Raw genomic sequence first — 20,227 nt, 5'->3', positions numbered from 1 at the left:
TCTATACGTTTAGACGTCTGGATGTAGATTAAGGGATGGATCGGTTAAACGTCAACCATTAATTGACACAGTGCGGGTGAGGTTTTCGCAATAAGATGATGAAGAAAATTCATGATGGGATAAAGATGCGGACAGGCAATGCTGTCCGCAGAGAAGGTTACTCAGCCGTTTTCAGGCAGAAATGGGTAACGAGTTGGGTCAGCAGTTCGCGGGTTGGCTCAATAAAACGGGTATCGAGAAACTCATCAGGCTGATGCGCCTGCTCAATTGACCCGGGACCGAGCACCAGTGTCGGGCAGAGATCCTGAATAAACGGCGCTTCAGTACAATAATTCACTGTCTGCGCTTTCTCTCCGAGCAGGTTTTCAATCACCCCGACCATTTTGTGATCCGTCGGGCAGGCATAGCCCGGAATCGGCTCATGCAGTGCTTCAATCGCCAGACGTCCCGGCCAGCGCTGTTTGACCGGCTCCAGTGTTGCATTCAGCATCTCATCAATATCACTGAGCGTCATGCCCGGCAGCGGGCGGATATCCATATGTAATTCACAGCAGCCACAAATCCGGTTTGCTGCATCACCACCGTGAATATGACCAAAGTTCATGGTCGGATACGGAATAACAAAGGCCGGGTTATTAAATTTTTCTTTCAACTGATTACGAAGACCCATCAGATGCGTGATTGATTCATTCATCAGCTCAATGGCATTCACGCCACGATCCGGATCACTGGAGTGGCCTGACTGCCCGGTAATACGGATAGCATTGGAAAGGTGCCCTTTGTGTGCGCGAACCGGTTGCAGCGAGGTCGGCTCGCCGATAATAGCGAAAGACGGGCGGATAGCTGCATTCGCGGCAAAATAGCGCGCGCCGGCCATGGTTGTCTCTTCATCCGCGGTCGCGAGGATATACAAAGGATGCTGTAAATCACGCACGTTAATATTACGTACCGCATCAAGGATAAACGCGAAAAACCCTTTCATATCTGCGGTACCCAACCCGTAGAGCTTGTTGTCCTGCTCTGTCAGCGTGAAGGGATCTTTGCTCCAGCGCCCTTCATCAAACGGCACGGTATCGGTATGGCCGCACAGTAATAATCCGCCCTCACCGTCACCCATACTGGCTAACAGATTGAATTTCCCCCGGGTTTCCGGCACCGGCTGAACTTCAACATCAAATCCCAGGGTTTCAAACCAGGCGGCTAATAAATTAATAACCGTCCCGTTGCTTTGATCCGCCTCAGACTCTGTCGAACTGATGGAAGGTGCAGCAATCAGCTGACGATAAATCTCAATAAATGCAGGTAATTTAATATTCACTGTTGACAGCCTTTATCCATAATAGTATCAATATTCATGCAGTTTATGTGAATAAAAATACATTGTTTGTGTTTCAGGTACAAGGTGAAGATGACTTATGTTGAAAACACTGATTATCGGGGCCAGCGGATACACCGGCGCAGAGCTTGCCGCGTATATCCAACGCCACCCGCAGACGGAACTGACCGGCCTGATGGTTTCTGCCAACAGTACGGATGCCGGTAAATGTTTTTCGGATTTACATCCGCAGCTCAAAGGTCTGGTGGATTTACCCATTGAGCCGTTAACTGACCCGCAGGCGGCAGCACAAAAAGCCGATGTGGTTTTTCTGGCAACCGCACATGAAGTCAGTCATGACCTTGTGCCAATCTTCCTGGCTGCCGGATGCGTGGTATTTGATCTTTCAGGTGCTTACCGCGTTCAGCAGGATGATTTTTATCCACAATACTACGGATTTGAACACAAACATACCGCGTTATTAGCACAGGCGGTGTACGGTTTGGCGGAGTGGGCGGGTGACAAAATCCGTAAAGCACAACTGATTGCAGTACCGGGGTGTTATCCGACCGTTTCTCAGTTAGCCCTGAAACCATTACTGGAAAATGAATTGCTGGATCTGACTCAGTGGCCGGTAATTAACGCCACCAGCGGTGTCAGCGGAGCAGGACGGAAAGCGGCATTAGGCAGCAATTTCTGCGAAGTGAGCCTGCAACCTTATGGTTTATTTACACATCGTCATCAGCCGGAAATTGCCGCACACCTGGGCACTCAGGTGATTTTCACCCCGCATCTCGGCAACTTTAAGCGGGGAATTCTGGCGACCATCACCTGCAAACTGAAAAGCGGTGTAACGGCGGCACAGATAAGTGAGGCATTTCATCAGGCGTATGACGATAAACCGTTAGTGCGTCTGTATGACAAAGGTGTTCCGGCGCTGAAAGGTGTGGTCGGACAACCATTTTGTGATCTGGGCTTTGCTGTGCAGGGTGAGCATTTGATTGTGGTCGGTACGGAAGATAACCTGCTTAAAGGTGCCGCGGCACAAGCTGTTCAGTGCATGAATATTCGTTTTGGCTTTAATGAAACACTGTCTCTGCTGCCACAGTGAGCTGACAGAATTTATCAAACATTTATCTGACGGAAAATGAAAATGGAACCCTTAGTCATCAAGTTAGGCGGCGTGTTACTGGACAGCGAAGAAGCTCTCGGGCGTTTATTTACCGCACTGGCGGCATACCGCGCATCACATGACCGCGCACTTGTGATTGTACACGGCGGCGGCTGTGTGGTGGATGAACTGATGGCAAAATTACAGTTACCGGTGGTGAAAAAACAGGGACTGCGTGTTACCCCGGCGGATCAGATAGATATCATCTGCGGTGCGCTGGCGGGCACGGCAAACAAAACTCTGCTGGCGTGGGCAACCCGTTATCAGCTCAATGGCGTCGGGTTATGTCTCGGGGATGGTCAGAGTGTCAGTGTCACGCAACTCAATGATGAGCTCGGACATGTCGGGCTGGCGCAACCGGGCAATCCTGTTTTACTCAATACCCTGCTGGGCGGCGGTTTTTTGCCAATCATCAGCTCTATAGGTATCACAGATGACGGGCGGCTGATGAATGTAAATGCAGACCAGGCGGCGACCGCTATCGCCAAAACTCTCGGGGCGGATTTGGTACTGCTTTCTGATGTCAGCGGCATTCTTGATGGTAAAGGGCAGAAAATTAACGCGCTGGATGGTGAGCACGCACAGAAACTTATTGATGACGGCATTATCACGGACGGCATGATTGTCAAAGTGAATGCCGCGCTGGAAGCCGCAGAAACACTGGGGCGTCCGGTTGATATCGCCTCCTGGCGGCATGCAGACCAATTGCACCAATTATTCGATGGCGAAGCATCGGCACGCGGATCTCCGCGTAATCAGGATCATCCCGCTGCGGCGGATAACATATGTTGAAAGGACAAGGTAATGACACAGGCAAAGAAAACAGGCATTAAAAAAATCGTACTGGCTTATTCCGGCGGTCTGGATACATCAGCGATCATTCCGTGGCTGAAAGAGCATTACGATGACTGCGAAGTGGTGGCATTTGTCGCCAATATCGGTCAGAGCGCGGAAGATCTGGAAGGCGTGGAAGAAAAGGCGCTCGCTTCCGGTGCATCATCCTGCTATGTGGCGGATCTGCGTGAAGAATTTATCAAAGATTATGTTTATCCGGTGCTGAAAAGCGGCGCGCTGTATGAAGGTAAATATCTGCTGGGTACGTCTATGGCGCGTCCGATTATCGCCAAAGCCCAGGTAGAGCTTGCGCTGAAATTAGGTGCAGATGCGCTGGCACATGGTGCGACCGGTAAAGGTAATGATCAGGTGCGTTTTGAAGGCACTTATACCGCACTGGCTCCGCAACTGAAAGTGGTTGCACCATGGCGTGAGTGGGACTTGCGTTCCCGTGAAGCACTGCTGGATTATCTGAAAGTCCGTAATATCCCGACTACCGCATCACTGGAAAAAATCTACAGCCGTGATGAGAATGCCTGGCATATCTCCACCGAAGGCGGCGTGCTGGAAAGCCCGTGGAATGTCTCAAATAAAGATTGCTGGGTGTGGACGGTTGATGCACAGGATGCGCCGGATGAGCCTGAACTGGTGACTGTGACCATCAAAGCGGGCGAAGTGACCGGCGTGAACGGCAAAGCGTTGTCACCGTTTAACTGCCTGGATGCACTGAATACACTGGGTGCGAAACACGGCATCGGGCGTATCGATATTATCGAAAACCGTCTGGTGGGTATGAAATCCCGTGGTTGTTATGAAACCCCGGGGGGCACCATTATGATGGCAGCACTGCGCGGGCTGGAAGAAATTATCCTCGACCGTGACTGTTTCAAATGGCGTCAGCAGATTGGTCTGGAAATGTCTTATGTGGTGTATGACGGACGCTGGTTTGCGCCGCTGCGTCACTCTATTCAGGCGGCAGCGGATTCACTGGCGGCAGATGTCAGCGGCGAAGTGGTACTGAAACTGTATAAAGGTCAGGTCACGGCGATTCAGAAGCAATCGGCGAACAGTCTTTACTCAGAAGAGTTTGCGACATTCGGCGAAGATGAGGTTTACGATCACAGCCACGCGGGCGGCTTTATCCGTCTGTACTCGCTCTCCTCACGGATCCGTGCGCTGAAAGAACAGAAATAATCAGTAAAAACAGGGATTTTATGCACAGGGACGTGCAGGCAATATTTTGCTATCTATATAATTTATACCCGACGTCATTCAGGATGCAGGCAACGAACCTGCAGTTTGAATGAATAAGGGTATATCAAAAAATAAAAGGGAAAGAGTATGGCACTCTGGGGCGGACGTTTCAGTCAGGAAGCCGATCAACGGTTCAAACAATTCAACGACTCACTGAGATTCGATTATCGTCTGGCGGAGCAGGATATCACCGGCTCGGTCGCGTGGTCGAAAGCGCTGGTGACCGTCAATGTACTGACAGTACAGGAGCAGGCGGCGCTGGAGCAGGCACTGAATGAACTGCTGGCAGAAGTACAGGCAGATCCCCGAGCCATTCTCAGCAGTGATGCGGAAGACATCCACAGCTGGGTGGAAGGTAAACTTATCGGCAAAGTCGGTGATTTGGGGAAAAAACTCCATACCGGGCGCAGCCGTAATGACCAGGTCGCAACCGATTTAAAACTGTGGTGCAAAGCGGCCGTCGGACAGATTTTAGCGGCATTGCAGGAATTTCAGCAGGCGCTGGTACTGACCGCAGAGCAGAATCAGGATGCCGTAATGCCGGGCTACACGCATTTACAGCGTGCGCAGCCGGTTACGTTTGCACATTGGTGCCTGGCGTACAGCGAAATGCTGGTGCGGGATGAAAGCCGTGTGCGCGATGCACTGGCGCGGTTTGATTACAGCCCGCTCGGTTCCGGCGCACTGGCAGGAACGGCGTATGCGATTGACCGTGATCAGCTTGCGGACTGGCTGGGTTTTGCCGGTGCAACACGCAACAGTCTCGACAGCGTATCTGATCGCGACCATGTACTGGAATTACTAAGTGATGCCGCCATCAGTATGGTGCACCTTTCCCGTTTCGCGGAAGATATGATTTTCTTCAACAGCGGCGAAGCGGCATTTATTGAGCTGTCTGATCGCGTGACATCCGGCTCTTCCCTGATGCCACAGAAAAAGAACCCGGATGCCCTTGAGCTTATCCGTGGTAAATGCGGGCGGGTGCAGGGTGCGCTGAGCGGCATGATGATGACACTGAAAGGTCTGCCGCTGGCCTATAACAAAGATATGCAGGAAGACAAAGAAGGGCTGTTTGATGCACTCGACACCTGGCTGGACTGTCTGCATATGGCAGCATTAGTATTGGAAGATATTCAGGTAAAACGTCCGCGTTGCGAAGAAGCGGCCAAACAGGGCTATGCTAATTCCACTGAACTGGCTGATTACCTGGTGGCAAAAGGTATTCCGTTCCGTGAGGCGCACCATATTGTCGGTGAAGTAGTGGTTGGCGCGATAGCAAAAGGTCTGGCACTGGAAGAGATGCCACTCACTGATCTGCAAAAATACAGCCCGGTGATTGAGCTGGATGTGTATAACATTCTCTCACTGCAATCCTGCCTGGCAAAGCGCTGTGCAAAAGGCGGAGTATCACAGGCACAGGTTGCCGCTGCCGTCAGTGAGGCAAAAATCCGCACCGGATTAGTGTAATTTCTGCTTTTCTGCCCGAATCACATAATATGATGTGATTCGGGCATTTTTGTTTATGGCCATCGGCTTATTTTATACAGGTAACGCGAAGGCCAGATTTCAGCAGGCGATATATTCAGAAAATCTGCAATAATTTTCTCTCCCTTAGGCCAGCGCCGCGCCAGTGCATTACTCAGTGTTGATGCACTTAAACCGGCATTTCGTGATAACGCCGCCAGTGTTGTTCCTCTTTTTCGTATTGCTGCAATAATATCTGCGGGATGCCAATCTTGTTGTCTGTTCATATTTATTATTTTCTCAATTAATGAATTTAAATTTAATGTAATAAGAATTAAATATCATGATAATTAGTGATGTTAATATAGACATTAAAAGGATAGGTTAAATATTAAAAATTAAAATGCGGGTAAATTGAGTGTTTTAATTTTCATTTTACTATGATAAACATAAAGCCAGATGGTCGTGTGTTTACTTGCATAGGAAATAATATGGATATTAAAAGTGCTGCGCTTGAAAATGCGTGTGGTAATCTTGTGGATGATTTTTCAAAATATTTTGATTGGGATAATATCGGCATTAATTATACGGTGATTAATGTTAAAGATAAAACAAGTTCAATCCTATCCAGTGACTATGAATGGGTTTTAAAGTATTGGGGAGAAGATTTTGATTTATTATTAAATGAAAGGCTGAATATAGGGATTCAGTATTGGAATAATTACGCTGATAATTTTACTAATATACTGAAAAATGTAAAAAACAATGCATTTAAAGTTGATTTTTGTATGAAGTACGGCGATACGCTGGAATTGATGTCTATCAATGCGGGAGGGGTATTATCTGTCGCAGATATGATGGACGTATATAAATGGAAGCCGGTTATATCTGATTACGCCGGACGTATCTGGAAGAGAAATGAAGAATTAATATTACCGCTGCGACCTGAAATCAGACAGGGTTCTGATGAAATTAACACCGTAGAAAATAATCCTACAGACTTATTAGATGTTCATCAATATATGCGCTTCGGTAATATCCGTTTTACCCGTAAAGAAATTCTTACCATCCGGCTTTTACTATCCCATCGTAAAATAAAAGAAATCAGTGCTGTTCAGGGCTGTTCTGAAGCCTCAGAGCATAAACGTATTCAGCGTATAAAAGAAAAATTAGGCTGTCCTCATGCATCTTCCGGCGGTGTATTTAATGCACTGAAAGAAAATGGTATCACGCTGGCCTGTTTAGACACGTTAGTTAATTTACCGTAAAAGATTATCAATATAAAAAATAATGCAATAACAATACGGGCTGTCCGGTAGCCCGTATATAGCAAAATAAAGGAAGCAGGGAATGAAATGGAGATATCGGCTGGGAGCCGTGGCAGGGAATGCATTGGAATATTATGATATTGCAGTTTTTGCCGCTATTTCAGTTTACCTTAGTGCAGAGCTTGAGAAACAGGGTTATGAATCCGCAACAGAAATGGTTTGGGGAATATTTGCACTGCGTTTTCTGACTCGTCCTGTCGGTGGTTATATTATCGGGCGTTATGCGGATAAACGAGGAAAAAGATCAGCCTTAATACTCACCAGCCTGATTACAGGAACCGCAACACTATGTATGGCATTATTACCAATACATATATTGGGTGGGTATACCCCGGTGGCTATTTTAGTATTACAGATGGTGATTTCGTTCAGCTTCGCCGGAGAAAATCCGGCTCTGGTCACTTATCTGTTTAGTACAGCCAAAGAAAATGAACACTCACGGTTATCAGGGTTGATTGTCGGCAGTTCGGTACTCGGAGTTATTGTGTCACTTGGTTTGGTATTATCGCTGGAAAAAATACTGGATCCGGTTGTGATGCAGACATTTGGCTGGCGAATTCCGTTATTTCTCGGGGTGATTAACATTCTTATGAGTTTTTGGTTCCGTAGCCGGTTACCAACACTGGCGGTCAGTCCGGAATGGAAAAAACGGATAAATATTCGGCAGACGATAATTATATTTTTTATGACCGTTCCCGGTTCAGCGGTTTTTTACTCCTGTAATATGTCATCATCTCTGATGAAAACGCATATACAAGCTGAGGCACTGCAGGAGATTTATGGAATCTTATCGTCGGGTTTATATTTATTTTGTATGTTTATCTGTAGCTGGCTAACGGATAAATACAGCTCAGCTGAAAGAGTATTTAAAATAGGTGTATCCGGAGTTGTGCTTCTTTCCATTCCGCTCTATTTTTTACTGAGCAGCCAGTCTGTCTGGTTAGTTATTTTTGCTCAGCTGATTCTGACGATGAATGCATCTATGTTGTCATGCACTTTGTCATCAGTCAGCGCTTGTATTGTAAAAGGGCATACCACAACACTCAGTGTCGGATATAACGTATCATCAACCGTTATCGGCGGATTAACCCCGTTAATTATCGGTTACCTGGTAGGGTTTAATCTGACCTATGCCGGTGTATATATTGCAATATCCGGATTAACCGTCGTACTCTCGTATAAGTTAATGAGAACTAACAAGATAAAGAGATATACCACACAAACTGAATAGGTATTTTCTTATCCGTTGCCGGTACTGCGATTTAGACTCGACTAACAATTTAGTTGCGTTATGATGGATATCAATTGATTTTATCTATTAATCGCAGACGGAGATACAGGCATGAATATCCGGGATTTGGAATATCTGGTTGCACTTTCAGAGCATAATCACTTTCGCCGGGCGGCTGATGCATGTCACGTCAGCCAGCCGACCCTGAGCGGACAGATTAGAAAACTGGAAGATGAGCTGGGTGTGATGCTGCTGGAGCGAACCAGCCGCAAAGTCTTATTTACCCAGCAGGGTATGTTGCTGGTGGATCAGGCCCGGACCATTCTGCGTGAAGTGAAAATTCTGGAAGAAATGGCCTCACTTCAGGGCGAAAGCATGGCCGGTCCGCTGCATATCGGGCTGATCCCGACTATTGCACCGTATCTGCTGCCGCATATTATCCCTGAGCTGCACCGGCTCTGGCCGAAACTTGAAATGTATCTTCATGAAGCACAAACGCAACAGTTGCTGGCGCAACTCGACAGCGGAAAGCTCGATTGCGCGATACTGGCAAGAGTGAAAGAAACCGGCGCATTTATTGAAGAGCCGCTGTTTAATGAGCCGATGAAACTGGCGGTTTATGATGATCATCCGTGGGCGGCACGACAGGATGTGGAAATGCATGAGCTGGCGGGTGAAAAATTGCTGATGCTGGAAGACGGACACTGTCTGCGTGACCAGGCAATGGGGTTCTGTTTTCAGGCGGGTGCGAAAGAAGATACCCATTTCCGGGCAACCAGCATGGAAACGTTGCGCAATATGGTTGCGGCGGGCAGCGGGATCACTTTACTGCCGGATCTGGCTATTCCACCGGAGCATAAACGCGATGGCGTGTGTTATCTCTCCTGCTCTGAGCCGGAGCCTTTCCGTGAAGTGATTCTGGTTTATCGTCCCGGCTCGCCGCTGCGCAGCCGTTACAGCCAACTGGCAGAAGCGATCCGTGCAAAAATGTGTGCGTATTATCAGCAGGAACTGCCGGTTTAAAATAACCGGTTCAGTCCGTTAAGGGCGGCAACACGGTAAGCTTCCGCCATGGTCGGGTAATTAAAGGTGGTATTCACGAAATAATCGAGCGTATTACCTTCCCCTTTTTGTTCCATAATTGCCTGACCAATATGGATAATTTCTGCCGCCCGCTCGCCGAAGCAGTGAATGCCGAGGATCTGGCGGGTATCGCGGTGGAACAATATTTTCAGGCTGCCGACATCCAGACCGGCAATTTGTGCCCGCGCCAGATGTTTGAACTGCGCCCGGCCCACTTCATACGGAATTTTCATCGCAGTCAGTTGCTGCTCGGTTTTTCCGACAGAACTGATTTCCGGGATGGTGTAAATACCGGTCGGGATATCTTCAATCAGATGCAGCGGTGCATCGCCATCATGGGTGATAGCACGGGCAGCAATCCGCCCCTGATCATAAGCTGCAGAGGCAAGACTCGGGTAGCCGATCACATCCCCGACCGCATAAACCGCCGGATTACTGGTCTGATAGGTATCATTAACACTGATAAGCCCGCGGCTGTCGGCACTGATCCCGACATGCTCAAGCCCCAGACCATCCGTATTACCGGTTCGTCCGTTGGCATAGAGCAGACAGTCTGCTTTTACTTTTTTGCCGGAGCGGAAGTGAACAATCACACCGTCATCCGTGCCTTCAATCCGCTCATATTCTTCGTTCTGACGGATAACCACGCCATTGTTCCAGAAATGATAAGTCAGCGCGTCTGACATCTCCTGGTCAAGAAACGCCAGCAACCGGTCACGGGTATTGATTAAATCCACTTTTACACTCAGCCCGCGAAAAACAGAGGCGTATTCACAACCAATCACACCGGCACCATAAATAATGACATGGCGCGGTTCATGTGTCAGAGAGAGAATAGTGTCACTGTTATAGATACGGGGGTGACTGAAATCCACATCCGGCGGGCAGTAAGGTCTGGAGCCGGTGGCGATAATAGTGTGAGTTGCGCTGAGAATATCACAGCTGCCGTCCGCATAACGGACACGGATATCACCGGTGTCTGTAAATGCAGCTTCGCCATAGAACATGGTGCAGCCGTTGCGCTCATAAAAACCGCGGCGCATTCCGGTTTGCTGGGTTATCACGCGTCCGGCGTGTGCCAGAATGTCAGAAAAAGAGGATTTCAGAATCCGGGAGTTATCACTGTACAGCGGATTCTGGTTAAATTCGATAATACGGCTGACGGCATGGCGCAGCGCTTTGGAAGGAATGGTGCCCCAATGGGTGCAACCGCCGCCGACATTGTTGTAGCGTTCAACAACGGCAACGCGTTTTCCCTGTTTTACAAGCCCCATTGCCACACCTTCGCCGCCCGGACCGGAGCCGATGACAATTGCGTCAAACTGGTTCTGTTGCATATAAGAGATAACCTGTTTATACATAAGTTAATAACATCATCTTAACATCAGAAGATAAATCAGCCTACATTATGTAAGGTTGATGCATCACAGTTTGAAGAATTTTTTCATAAGAAATTGTGCCGCCATCAACTAATCATCACTGTAAATAACATTAAGTTTGCTATATTGATCTGTCTGAATTAATTGAGAGCCAAAATTCTGTGAGTAACGTGATTGGTGTAAGAGCAAAACAAAAAGAAAAAACCCGCCGGGCTCTGATTGAAGCGGCCTTCAGTCAGCTCAGCGCAGAACGCAGCTTCACCAGTCTGAGCTTACGCGAAGTCGCCCGTGAGGCCGGGATTGCACCGACCTCATTTTACCGCCATTTCAAAGATGTGGATGAACTTGGCCTGACGATGGTTGATGAAAGCGGGCTGATGCTGCGCCAACTGATGCGCCAGGCACGTCAGCGTATCGCAAAAGGCGGGAGTGTGATCCGGACATCAGTTGCGACATTTATGGAGTTTATCGGTAATAACCCCAACGCTTTCAGGTTACTATTGCGTGAGCGATCCGGCACATCTGCCGAGTTCCGTGCGGCGGTCGCACGGGAAATCCAGCATTTTATTGCTGAACTGGCAGACTATCTGGAACTGGAAAGCAAAATGCCGCGCCAGTTTACGGAACTACAGGCGGAGTCGATGGTAACCATCGTCTTCAGTGCCGGTGCGGAAGCACTGGATATTGATTTTGATAAGCGCGCGCATCTGGAAGTACGGCTGGTCTTACAACTGCGGATGATTGCCCGTGGTGCGTATTACTGGTATCGCCGCCAACAAGAGAAAACAGATGACACTGATGACAGCCTTTTAACTTAACACTACCAGGGAGAATGCTATGACGGAACAGTACCGCCGTGACAAAGGAACTTTATTGCTCGCGTTTATTGTCGGGCTTACCGTGCACGGTACATTTTCAGTTTTATTTAACTCATTAGTTCAGTTTTCGATTTTTCCGGTCATTGCACTTTGCCTGGCTGTGTATTGCTTCCATCAGCGCTACCTTAACCAGATGCTGCCTGAAGGCATGCCGAAATTGGTGACAGGTACGTTTTTCCTGGGGTTGTTCAGTTATAATGCGTTACTGCGGGTGGAGTATCCGGAAGCCGGATCAAACTATTTATCAGCCGTATTTATTGTGATTATCGCACTGTGGTTATACCGGTCGATGAAACTGCGCCGTGAAACCGGTCAGGATGAAGTAACGGAATAACCGTTTCTGATTGCTGCTGATAAAAGACAAAACAAAGAAAACAGAAAAGCCGATCATTTTATCTTGATCGGCTTTTTTAGTGTCAGAAGCAGGCTGTCAGGGACGGCAGGGAAACGGGAGAGTCCGGTGTGCCATTGATTCAGTAAACTGTCTGTTGTGGGAGGCAATAATCATCGGCAGATTCAGCCCGCGGAGAATACTTTCCAGCCGCTGAATATTTTTCTCATTCAGACCATTAGTCGGTTCATCCAGCAATAATATTGACGGCGACATGGCAAGCACGCCTGCCAGCGCGGTAAAGTTTTTCTCGCCCCCGGAAATCTCCGTCACCGCCCGGTCTTTCAGATGGATAATATCCAGCATTTCCAGGCAATCTATGGCGCGTTCCCGTGCTTCATCCTGTGTCATTCCCATATTCAGCGGGCCGAACATTACATCATCCAGTACGCCCGGACCAAATAGCTGGTCATCCGGATGCTGGAACAATAATCCCAGCGGACCGCGGATGTCTGTAAAATCATCTTCTGACTGACGGAGTTGGTCAAATACGGTGATTTCACCACTGAACGGAATAAAGCCGAGCAGGGTATGTAACAGTGTGGATTTTCCGCTGCCGATATCGCCGCACAGGAACAATCGTTCTCCGGCGTTCAGGTCAAAGTTCAGATCCTGAATTATCGGCGCAGTGTTGCGACGGACAACAAGGTTTCTGACCTGAACTAACGGGCTTTGGGGAGTCATTAACACACCTTTTTGTCGTGATTGAAGATGGACGCGCATAAAAACCACGGGCTTTCAGTGCCATTTCTGTGGTTTCCGCTTTATGCATAGCTTTGATAAGCAGCAGGGCGACTAACTGGGACAGCATCATAAATGTCCGTTTGTTCATCCCTTTTTTAAATCCCCGCGCTTTCATAGCGGTTTCAAGCTGTTGTTTGGTTTCACTGAAAATCGCAATATAGCGGATTGTCAGGATAAACAGTTTGATGAGCTTATCCGGCAGAGGATAGCGTTTTACCGCACAGGCCAGATCAATATCGGTCATGTTGGTCAGCATGGCGGAGACAAACAGCAAAATAGCATTCATCTTCAGGGTAATTTGTGTCGCCAGAAAAATGCCTGCCGGTGACTGTACAATTCCCTGACTCTCTATTTTCCACGGCAGCGTCAGCCAGATGAATAAAACAAAGATATTCAGCTTGATAACCGTCAGCAGCGAGTGACCTAACTGACGGCGGCGGCAGATAATAAACAACACAAAGGCAGCGGACAGACCGGCTGTCAGCCAGTCGGTCTGCCGGATACCACTGAGAAGAAATGCCCAGAGAACAGCAATAAGTAAACGCCGGTGCGGGGCAAGCCACTTATCCATAACTGTGCTGACCAGTTTGATTGACCGCCAGGGATGCCGGACGCATTTTTGCCAGTGCGAGCAGGATCCCGACACTTATCAGCGAGTCCGTCACAAAGATAGGCAGGTGCCCGATAAACAGCAGCCAGACCAGATCGATGTACGATTTTCCGCTGTCGAGTACCAGTGCCAGGGAGGTCAGACACACAGTTCCCAGTGTCCCGAGCATGCCCGCCATAATACCGAGGTAGATTAATCGCCCGCGGCTCAGACCCGGATGCATTGAGTTACGGAACAGATAATAGACCAGCAGCGCCGGAATCGAGATATTACACAGGTTTACACCGAGCACCGCGAAGCCGCCGAAGGAGAAAAACAGCACCTGCAGCGCCAGCGCGATAAGAAAAGCGGGAAATACCGCCCAGCCGAGAAACAGTCCTGCCAGCCCGTTTAAGATCAGATGCACACTACTGACCCCGATAGGCACATGAATAGTGCCGGCAACAAAGAACGCCGCACCGAACAAGGCCGCCAGAGACAAGCGCGACGTATCCAGCTGACGAACGCCGATGGCGACACCCGCCGCCGCAACCAGACCGGCACCGGCAAGAACAGGAAGATGTAATACGCCTTCTGATAAATGCATGTCAGTCCTCCTGTTATGCGGCTTTAGCGGCCTGTTTGGTGAGTTCACGGGCACGGAAGAAGGCAATCACACCAAAAATCCCCACAATATAACCAACGCCGCCTAAAATATTTTGCAGATAAATTTTATTTTTTAACTGATCAATATCCTGACGGATTTGAATATAACCGGAAGATGAATCACTACTGCTGTTGGTCGCTGAAATAACCGGAACGTCAGTTTCAACTTTATGACCTTCATCGCCTTCAACATATAAAACATATTCACCGGTAGCGGGTACTTCGATTTTAAAATAGCCTTTATCATCCGTTTTACCGGATATTTCATCATCCTGGTGACCTTTCAGATAGGTGCCGACATAAGTATCTTTTGCCGGTGACATATCTGAATAATAGGATTGCCCGCTGATCACATTACCTTCTAATTGTGCCACAACGTGCATGGAGTGAGCTTGTGCTGTTGTTGCCAACAGCACCCCGTTAATTAATAAGGCAATAAATAAGTAAATAGACTTCATAACGTTTAATTACTCTGCATCAAATGATAAGACATATTCTAATTGCTGGAATCCATATTCTTTGTTATCCGGTGTATCCAGTTTATATTCGGCATACACTTTGTTTGCGCCTTTTTCAGCTTTGAATTTTGCGAGGCCGTCTTTATTGGTTAATACACCCGGATCTTCTTCACTTTTGGCAATCTTCATGCCTTCCAGCGGCTGGCCATCTTTCAGCGCTTTGATTTCAAATTCCTGACCGGCAACCGGTTTGGTCATCGGCACCAGCTCGTAAGGTGTGTTGAAGGTCTTAGTGGCATTACTATCCCACTTAACAATGTTCTTACTGAATTTAATCGGATTTTTACTGAACTCAGCATCCGGTACTTCAATTTTATTTTTTTCAACAGTACGTCCGTTCTTTAATTTACTCCAGACGCCATTGTCATAGCCTAATAATATAATTGATGCATTTTCCGGCATGGCAAAGTACGCTTCACCATCTTTAAATGTAGTACTGATACTTTCTGTCTTGCCATCCTGCATAACAGCCTGAACAGGTTTTAATTTATTTTCAGGATATTTTTCAGTCGGGTTATGACCAAAGCGGACAACATATTCAGCGCCGTCAGATTTTTCAATCCAGATATTATGTGCACTTGCCTGAAAACTACTGAATAACAGAGCGGCTGAAATTAACGTGATTTTCTTCAGAGACATAAAAATACCTTTTGATTAAGTGGTGAGATTATTTGACCAGGAGTATAAGTCAGTAAAAATAAAAATAAGACCTAAAATTCAAAGGAATAATTAATATCTGGAATGGCTCACAGTAAATTGTTAAATATTTATATACCCAAATGGATTTCTTTAATTGGTTTAGGCCGGTTGTTAATATATTGCGGCAAGGTTATTTTTTGTATAGGAAATGTTGAAAAAACAGAGGGCATCCGTTGAATGAATATATAAAGAATTCAAATACACCTTTATGATGAAAATTACGCCGGTTAATACATTGCTTAGTGAATCACACTGAAAAAGAAAGAAAAAAACAGAGCTGACCAGATATCATCAGGGGATAGTTGAAATAAACTCATAAACTAAAAAAGTTCTTGATCATAAATCAAGAACTTTTCAGGAAGACTATTAACAAGTGATCAGCGCCGGATCAATAAAACGCCGCTTTCCATGTGATGAGTGTACGGAAATTGATCAAACAGGGCGAGGCGTTCAATTCTGTGGGTCTGGCTCAGTGTCTCCAGATTTTCACATAAGGTTTCCGGGTTACAGGAAATATAGAGAATACGGTCATAGCCCTGCACCAGTTTAACGGTTTCTTCATCCAGCCCGCTGCGTGGGGGATCGACAAAAATCGTATTGCACTCGTAGGATGTCAGGTCGATATCCGCAAGACGGTGAAATTCACGCGCGCCCTGCATTGCTTGTGTGAAATCTTCCGCAGACATCCGGATAATCTGCACATTATCAATATGGTTCGCTTCTATATTATATTGCGCTGCTGCAACAGATGGTTTGGCAATTTCAGTTGCCAGTACGCGGCGGAAGTTGCGCGCCAGTGCCAGAGAGAAATTACCGTTGCCGCAGTAAAGCTCCAGTAAATCCCCCTGTGAGCCTTGCGTGGCAGAGAGCGCCCACTCCAGCATATGAATATTTACCGCCGCATTCGGCTGTGTAAAGCTGTTTTCGACCTGGCGGTAAATCATCTCTTTACCAGCGACCGGCAGTACTTCATCCACATAATCATTATCCAGCATGATTTTGGTTTTTGACGCCCGGCCAATCAGCTGGATATCAAACCCCAGGGTCTGTAACTGTGCCCGCAGCGCTGTCGCGGCTGCCGTCCAGCTATCATCCAGTTTTTTGTGATAGAGCATGGAGACAATAATTTTATTGCTTCGCGTTGACAGATAATCAATCTGGAAAAGCTTGTGGCGCAGCAGATGTGTCTCTTTTATTAACGGCAGAATGGCCTGCATCATATTGTTGATAAGCAGGCTGGCTGTCGGAAAGGTATCAATGCGGATGCGCTGCTTGGTCTGCGGATCAAACATGATATGCCAGAGATCATCCTCTTCGTGCCAGATGCGGAATTCAGCCCGCATCCGGTAGTGAGAGACAGGGGAAGCAAACACGTCCACATCCGGTGCCTGAAAAGGGCTCATCATGTCTTGCAGACGGTTTGCCTTTTCTGAGAGTTGTTTTTCGTAGTTTTCAATGGGTAACGTGTTTTGCATGAATCAATCCCGGTTTGCTGATCACAAAAAATGTTAGCGTCTTAATAATTAAAGTGTTCTGTCCGACATTTCAGAAACCCTGCTATGGACAGTGTCAGAAGCGTGATCGTAGCATGATAACTCGGTTTCTTCATAAGAATGAAAAGGGAATCCGGTGAAATTCCGGAACTGGCGCGCAGCGGTAATGGTAATAGCAACGTAATGACACTGTCGTAAGACGGGAAGTGGTTGCGGGTAATAATACCCACCTGAGTCCGAAGACCTGCCGAAGATTTGTCGTCCGTGATGCTTACGCTACAAAGCTTACGGGTGGCATCCTCTTTATATGTATGTGGGTGCTTTGGAAATGAATATTACTTTACCTTGCGCGCTGTCCGCCACCGGACTGGCCGTTCTTTCTGCGTTATCTTTTTCTGTTTCAGCTAACACAATGATGATCAAATAATTGTTTCCGCAAACCGCTTCCAACAGCCGGTTTCCTCTGTATTAGCCCCTGTTACCGTTGTTACCCGCGAAGAAATTGACAAATGGCAGTCAAATTCCGTGGTGGATGTTCTACGCAGATTACCGGGCGTGGATGTGGCGCAGAGCGGGGGGATGGGGCAGAAGAGCTCTGTTTTTATCAGGGGAACGGATGCAAAACATCTTCTGGTATTAATAGATGGTGTCAGACTGAATAATGCCGGGATTGCCGGAGAACCTGATTTAGGACAGTTTCCGATAGCGCTGGTTCAGCGGGTGGAATATATCCGTGGTCCGCGTTCTGCAGTTTATGGCTCTGATGCCATCGGTGGTGTATTAAATATTATTACTCTCCGTGATGATATTGGCTCAAACGTTACTGCTGGTATTGGATCTCACGGTTATCAAAATTATACCGGGACAACCCAGCAACAGATTGGTGAGAATACGAGGGTTACAGCCGCCGGCTCTTATACCTATTCTAAAGGCTTTGATATCCGCAATGACTATGATGGTTATGTGACACCGAGTGGTCGTGATTATGGCTTTATGAATAAAACCTATTGGCTCGATGTGCACCATAAACTGGATGATCGTTTTGCTGTATATGGCAGAGCTTACGGATATGATAATCGCAGTAAATATTTCGCATTTAAATCAGAAAAAGGGTCAGCGCTTGCTGAAGCTGCGGGTGATCGCCGTGAGCTGGAGAACCGGACTTATGATGCGGGTGTGACTTTTAATCAGGATGATTATTCATCTCAATTAGTAATGAGCTATAGCCATGTTAAAGATTACAACTATGACAACCGCTACGGGCGTTATGGTGATGGTGCAACACTGGATAATTCAAAGCAGTATTCTGCTCAGTGGGGAAATAACTACCGTATCGGATACGGCAGTATTAATGCGGGTATTGACTATCAGAGACAGGATGTTGAACCCGGCACCGCGTTTACGGATGAAAGCAAATCAGTTTCAAATACCGGACTCTATTTTACCGGGCAACAGGAATTAGGTGACGTAATTCTTGAAGCAGCGGTTCGTTCAGATCATCATTCAGAATTAGATTGGCATACAACATGGCAGACCAGCGCTGGCTGGGAATTTGTTGATGGCTACCGCGTTACCGGCTCCTATGCCACTGGTTTTAAAGCCCCGACAATGGGACAACTTTATGCTTATAATTCAGCATGGAATCTAAAAGGTAATCCGGATTTAAAGCCGGAGGAAAGTAAGCAGTGGGAATTAGGCCTGGAGGGATTAACCGGTCCGTTATCATGGAAATTAAATGGCTATCACAATGATGTTGATAACATGATTGATTTCTATAGTGACCCAATTACATATGCAGGTACTTATTACAATATTAAGAATGCAAAAATAAAAGGTGTCGAATGGACGGGGGAACTTGATACCTGGATTTTCCATCATCAGATGACTTATCAATATCTGGATGCAAAAGATAAAGATACTGATAAACGTCTGGCTCGCCGCGCACAGCAGCAGGTGAAATATCAGCTTGACTGGATGGTGGCGGATGTTGATATGGGGCTGACGTATCAATATATAGGTAAACGTTATGATGATGCGGCAAATAAAACTAAACTGGGTGGTGTAAGTCTTTTTGATATCACTGCCGCATATCCGATCACTGACCATCTTACAATTCGTGGTAAAGTAGCTAACCTGCTTGATAAAGACTACGAGACGACGTATGGCTACCGAACCGCTGGCCGTGAATACTTCCTTACCGGAAGCTACAACTTCTGATCCGAAAACCCGCCCGACAGTGCTGCTGTTTGACTCCGGCATGGGCGGCTTATCTGTTTATCAGGAAGTAAGAAAATTACTTCCTGATCTCCACTATATATATGCATTCGATAATGAAGCCTTTCCTTACGGTGAAAAAACCGAAGCTTTTATTGTTGAACGTGTGACTAACATTGTACGACAGGTCGTAAAACAACATCCGCTGGCTGTCATTGTTATCGCCTGCAATACCGCAAGTACCATTACGCTGCCTGCGCTGCGGGCAATGTCGGACATCCCGGTTGTCGGCGTGGTTCCTGCCGTGAAACCGGCAGCAAAACTGACCCGCAATGGTGTGGTCGGGCTGCTGGCAACAAGAGCCACTGTTAAACGGGCGTATACGCGGGAGCTTATCGACCGCTTTGCCTCTGAATGTCAGGTAACATTATTAGGTTCTGCGGAACTGGTCGAGCTGGCGGAGCGCAAATTGTATGGTGATGCTGTTCCTGCTGATGTACTGGCGGAAATCCTGGCGCCCTGGCTTAAAATGAAAGAGCCGCCGGACACTATTGTTCTGGGATGTACTCATTTCCCGTTAATCGCGGAAGAATTGATAGCGGCGTTACCGGATGGTACCCGGCTGGTTGATTCCGGTTCGGCAATTGCCCGCCGCGTGCAGTGGTTAATTAATAATAATGAGAAGCCTCATCACTCTACAGCAGAAGAATGCATTGCTTATTGTTTGCGGAATGACGAGTCTGCACAGCAATTGTTGCCGGTTTTGCAGCAATTCGGGTTCGAATCGCTGAAAAAACTAACAATTACAGAGTGATTTGCTGCATTAAACAGCAGTCAGTATATTTTTATAAATTAGCCCTTGCGGTCAGACAGAAACTCCCTATAATGCGCCCTCACTGACACGGAACAACACGCTGACAAGCGCGCCGACAGTAGAGAAAAGCGAAAAAAGTTGAAAAACAACGCTTGACTCAAA

Annotated in this window: 18 protein-coding genes, 2 pseudogenes and 1 riboswitch; of the genes and pseudogenes, 11 read left to right on the top strand and 9 right to left on the bottom strand. The window is 47.2% G+C overall.

Annotation, left to right across the window (positions count from 1 at the left end):
* Nucleotides 1-157: 157 nt before the first annotated feature.
* Nucleotides 158-1,318, bottom strand: a complete 1,161-nt coding sequence (argE, locus tag AYY17_RS08285; protein ID WP_067422894.1) for an acetylornithine deacetylase — start codon at nt 1,316-1,318, stop codon at nt 158-160.
* 97 nt (nt 1,319-1,415) lie between these two features.
* Here argE and argC point away from each other — a divergent pair, with 97 nt between their 5' ends.
* From argC to argH, 4 genes and pseudogenes are all read left to right on the top strand, one after another.
* A complete protein-coding gene (argC, locus tag AYY17_RS08280; protein ID WP_067422892.1) occupies nt 1,416-2,426 on the top strand; it encodes an N-acetyl-gamma-glutamyl-phosphate reductase in 1,011 nt (336 codons plus the stop codon).
* Between the two features lie 42 nt (nt 2,427-2,468).
* Nucleotides 2,469-3,241 (top strand): annotated as a pseudogene (argB, locus tag AYY17_RS08275) (acetylglutamate kinase).
* Nucleotides 3,242-3,290: 49 nt separating this feature from the next.
* Complete coding sequence (locus AYY17_RS08270; RefSeq protein ID WP_067400905.1) at nt 3,291-4,514, top strand: argininosuccinate synthase; 1,224 nt, start codon at nt 3,291-3,293, stop codon at nt 4,512-4,514.
* Nucleotides 4,515-4,661: 147 nt separating this feature from the next.
* Complete coding sequence (gene argH, locus AYY17_RS08265; protein WP_067422889.1) at nt 4,662-6,041, top strand: argininosuccinate lyase; 1,380 nt, start codon at nt 4,662-4,664, stop codon at nt 6,039-6,041.
* 53 nt (nt 6,042-6,094) lie between these two features.
* On the opposite strand, the gene AYY17_RS08260 is transcribed toward argH, so the two are convergent.
* The gene (locus AYY17_RS08260; protein ID WP_067422887.1) at nt 6,095-6,325 is read right to left on the bottom strand and encodes a helix-turn-helix domain-containing protein; all 231 of its coding nucleotides are present in this window, start codon (nt 6,323-6,325) and stop codon (nt 6,095-6,097) included.
* A 204-nt stretch (nt 6,326-6,529) separates the two neighbouring features.
* Between AYY17_RS08260 and AYY17_RS08255 the strand changes: the two genes are divergently transcribed.
* From AYY17_RS08255 to oxyR, 3 genes are all read left to right on the top strand, one after another.
* Nucleotides 6,530-7,306, top strand: a complete 777-nt coding sequence (locus AYY17_RS08255) for a helix-turn-helix transcriptional regulator (protein ID WP_067422885.1) — start codon at nt 6,530-6,532, stop codon at nt 7,304-7,306.
* A gap of 82 nt (nt 7,307-7,388) precedes the next feature.
* Nucleotides 7,389-8,597 (top strand): MFS transporter, encoded by a 1,209-nt coding sequence (locus AYY17_RS08250; protein ID WP_067422883.1) that lies wholly within the window; start codon nt 7,389-7,391, stop codon nt 8,595-8,597.
* A gap of 111 nt (nt 8,598-8,708) precedes the next feature.
* Complete coding sequence (gene oxyR / locus AYY17_RS08245; RefSeq protein ID WP_067422882.1) at nt 8,709-9,620, top strand: DNA-binding transcriptional regulator OxyR; 912 nt, start codon at nt 8,709-8,711, stop codon at nt 9,618-9,620.
* On the opposite strand, the gene sthA is transcribed toward oxyR, so the two are convergent.
* Nucleotides 9,617-11,017 carry a Si-specific NAD(P)(+) transhydrogenase gene (gene sthA / locus AYY17_RS08240; RefSeq protein ID WP_067422959.1) on the bottom strand — a complete coding sequence of 467 codons (1,401 nt, stop codon included), beginning with the start codon at nt 11,015-11,017 and terminating at the stop codon, nt 9,617-9,619. The genes oxyR and sthA overlap by 4 nt on opposite strands.
* 203 nt (nt 11,018-11,220) lie before the next feature.
* Between sthA and fabR the strand changes: the two genes are divergently transcribed.
* Together fabR and AYY17_RS08230 are read left to right on the top strand one after the other, a co-directional pair.
* Nucleotides 11,221-11,877 carry an HTH-type transcriptional repressor FabR gene (gene fabR, locus AYY17_RS08235; RefSeq protein WP_067422880.1) on the top strand — a complete coding sequence of 219 codons (657 nt, stop codon included), beginning with the start codon at nt 11,221-11,223 and terminating at the stop codon, nt 11,875-11,877.
* 19 nt (nt 11,878-11,896) lie between these two features.
* On the top strand, nt 11,897-12,271 hold the full coding sequence (locus tag AYY17_RS08230; RefSeq protein ID WP_067422878.1) for a YijD family membrane protein: 375 nt from the start codon (nt 11,897-11,899) through the stop codon (nt 12,269-12,271).
* A 96-nt stretch (nt 12,272-12,367) separates the two neighbouring features.
* On the opposite strand, the gene AYY17_RS08225 is transcribed toward AYY17_RS08230, so the two are convergent.
* From AYY17_RS08225 to trmA, 6 genes are all read right to left on the bottom strand, one after another.
* The gene (locus tag AYY17_RS08225) at nt 12,368-13,012 is read right to left on the bottom strand and encodes an energy-coupling factor ABC transporter ATP-binding protein (RefSeq protein WP_067422876.1); all 645 of its coding nucleotides are present in this window, start codon (nt 13,010-13,012) and stop codon (nt 12,368-12,370) included.
* Nucleotides 12,927-13,643 carry an energy-coupling factor transporter transmembrane component T family protein gene (locus AYY17_RS08220; protein WP_067422874.1) on the bottom strand — a complete coding sequence of 239 codons (717 nt, stop codon included), beginning with the start codon at nt 13,641-13,643 and terminating at the stop codon, nt 12,927-12,929. The genes AYY17_RS08225 and AYY17_RS08220 overlap by 86 nt, the downstream gene beginning before the upstream one ends.
* On the bottom strand, nt 13,636-14,268 hold the full coding sequence (gene cbiM / locus AYY17_RS08215) for a cobalt transporter CbiM (protein WP_067422871.1): 633 nt from the start codon (nt 14,266-14,268) through the stop codon (nt 13,636-13,638). The genes AYY17_RS08220 and cbiM overlap by 8 nt, the downstream gene beginning before the upstream one ends.
* Nucleotides 14,269-14,281: 13 nt before the next feature.
* Nucleotides 14,282-14,743, bottom strand: a complete 462-nt coding sequence (locus AYY17_RS08210) for a DUF4198 domain-containing protein (RefSeq protein WP_235843682.1) — start codon at nt 14,741-14,743, stop codon at nt 14,282-14,284.
* 51 nt (nt 14,744-14,794) lie between these two features.
* Complete coding sequence (locus AYY17_RS08205; protein WP_067422868.1) at nt 14,795-15,484, bottom strand: DUF4198 domain-containing protein; 690 nt, start codon at nt 15,482-15,484, stop codon at nt 14,795-14,797.
* A 437-nt stretch (nt 15,485-15,921) separates the two neighbouring features.
* The gene (trmA, locus tag AYY17_RS08200) at nt 15,922-17,019 is read right to left on the bottom strand and encodes a tRNA (uridine(54)-C5)-methyltransferase TrmA (RefSeq protein ID WP_067422866.1); all 1,098 of its coding nucleotides are present in this window, start codon (nt 17,017-17,019) and stop codon (nt 15,922-15,924) included.
* Between the two features lie 105 nt (nt 17,020-17,124).
* Nucleotides 17,125-17,303: riboswitch (cobalamin riboswitch) on the top strand.
* A 62-nt stretch (nt 17,304-17,365) separates the two neighbouring features.
* Between trmA and btuB the strand changes: the two are divergent.
* Both btuB and murI read left to right on the top strand, forming a co-directional pair.
* Nucleotides 17,366-19,254 (top strand): annotated as a pseudogene (btuB, locus tag AYY17_RS08195) (TonB-dependent vitamin B12 receptor BtuB).
* On the top strand, nt 19,199-20,065 hold the full coding sequence (gene murI, locus AYY17_RS08190) for a glutamate racemase (protein ID WP_067422865.1): 867 nt from the start codon (nt 19,199-19,201) through the stop codon (nt 20,063-20,065). Before btuB ends, murI begins: the two are co-directional and overlap by 56 nt.
* The last annotated feature ends 162 nt before the right edge of the window (nt 20,066-20,227 follow it).

This window comes from Morganella psychrotolerans (assembly GCF_001676055.1).
Taxonomy (GTDB): domain Bacteria; phylum Pseudomonadota; class Gammaproteobacteria; order Enterobacterales; family Enterobacteriaceae; genus Morganella; species Morganella psychrotolerans_B.
This window is presented reverse-complemented; position numbering and strand designations above follow the sequence as displayed.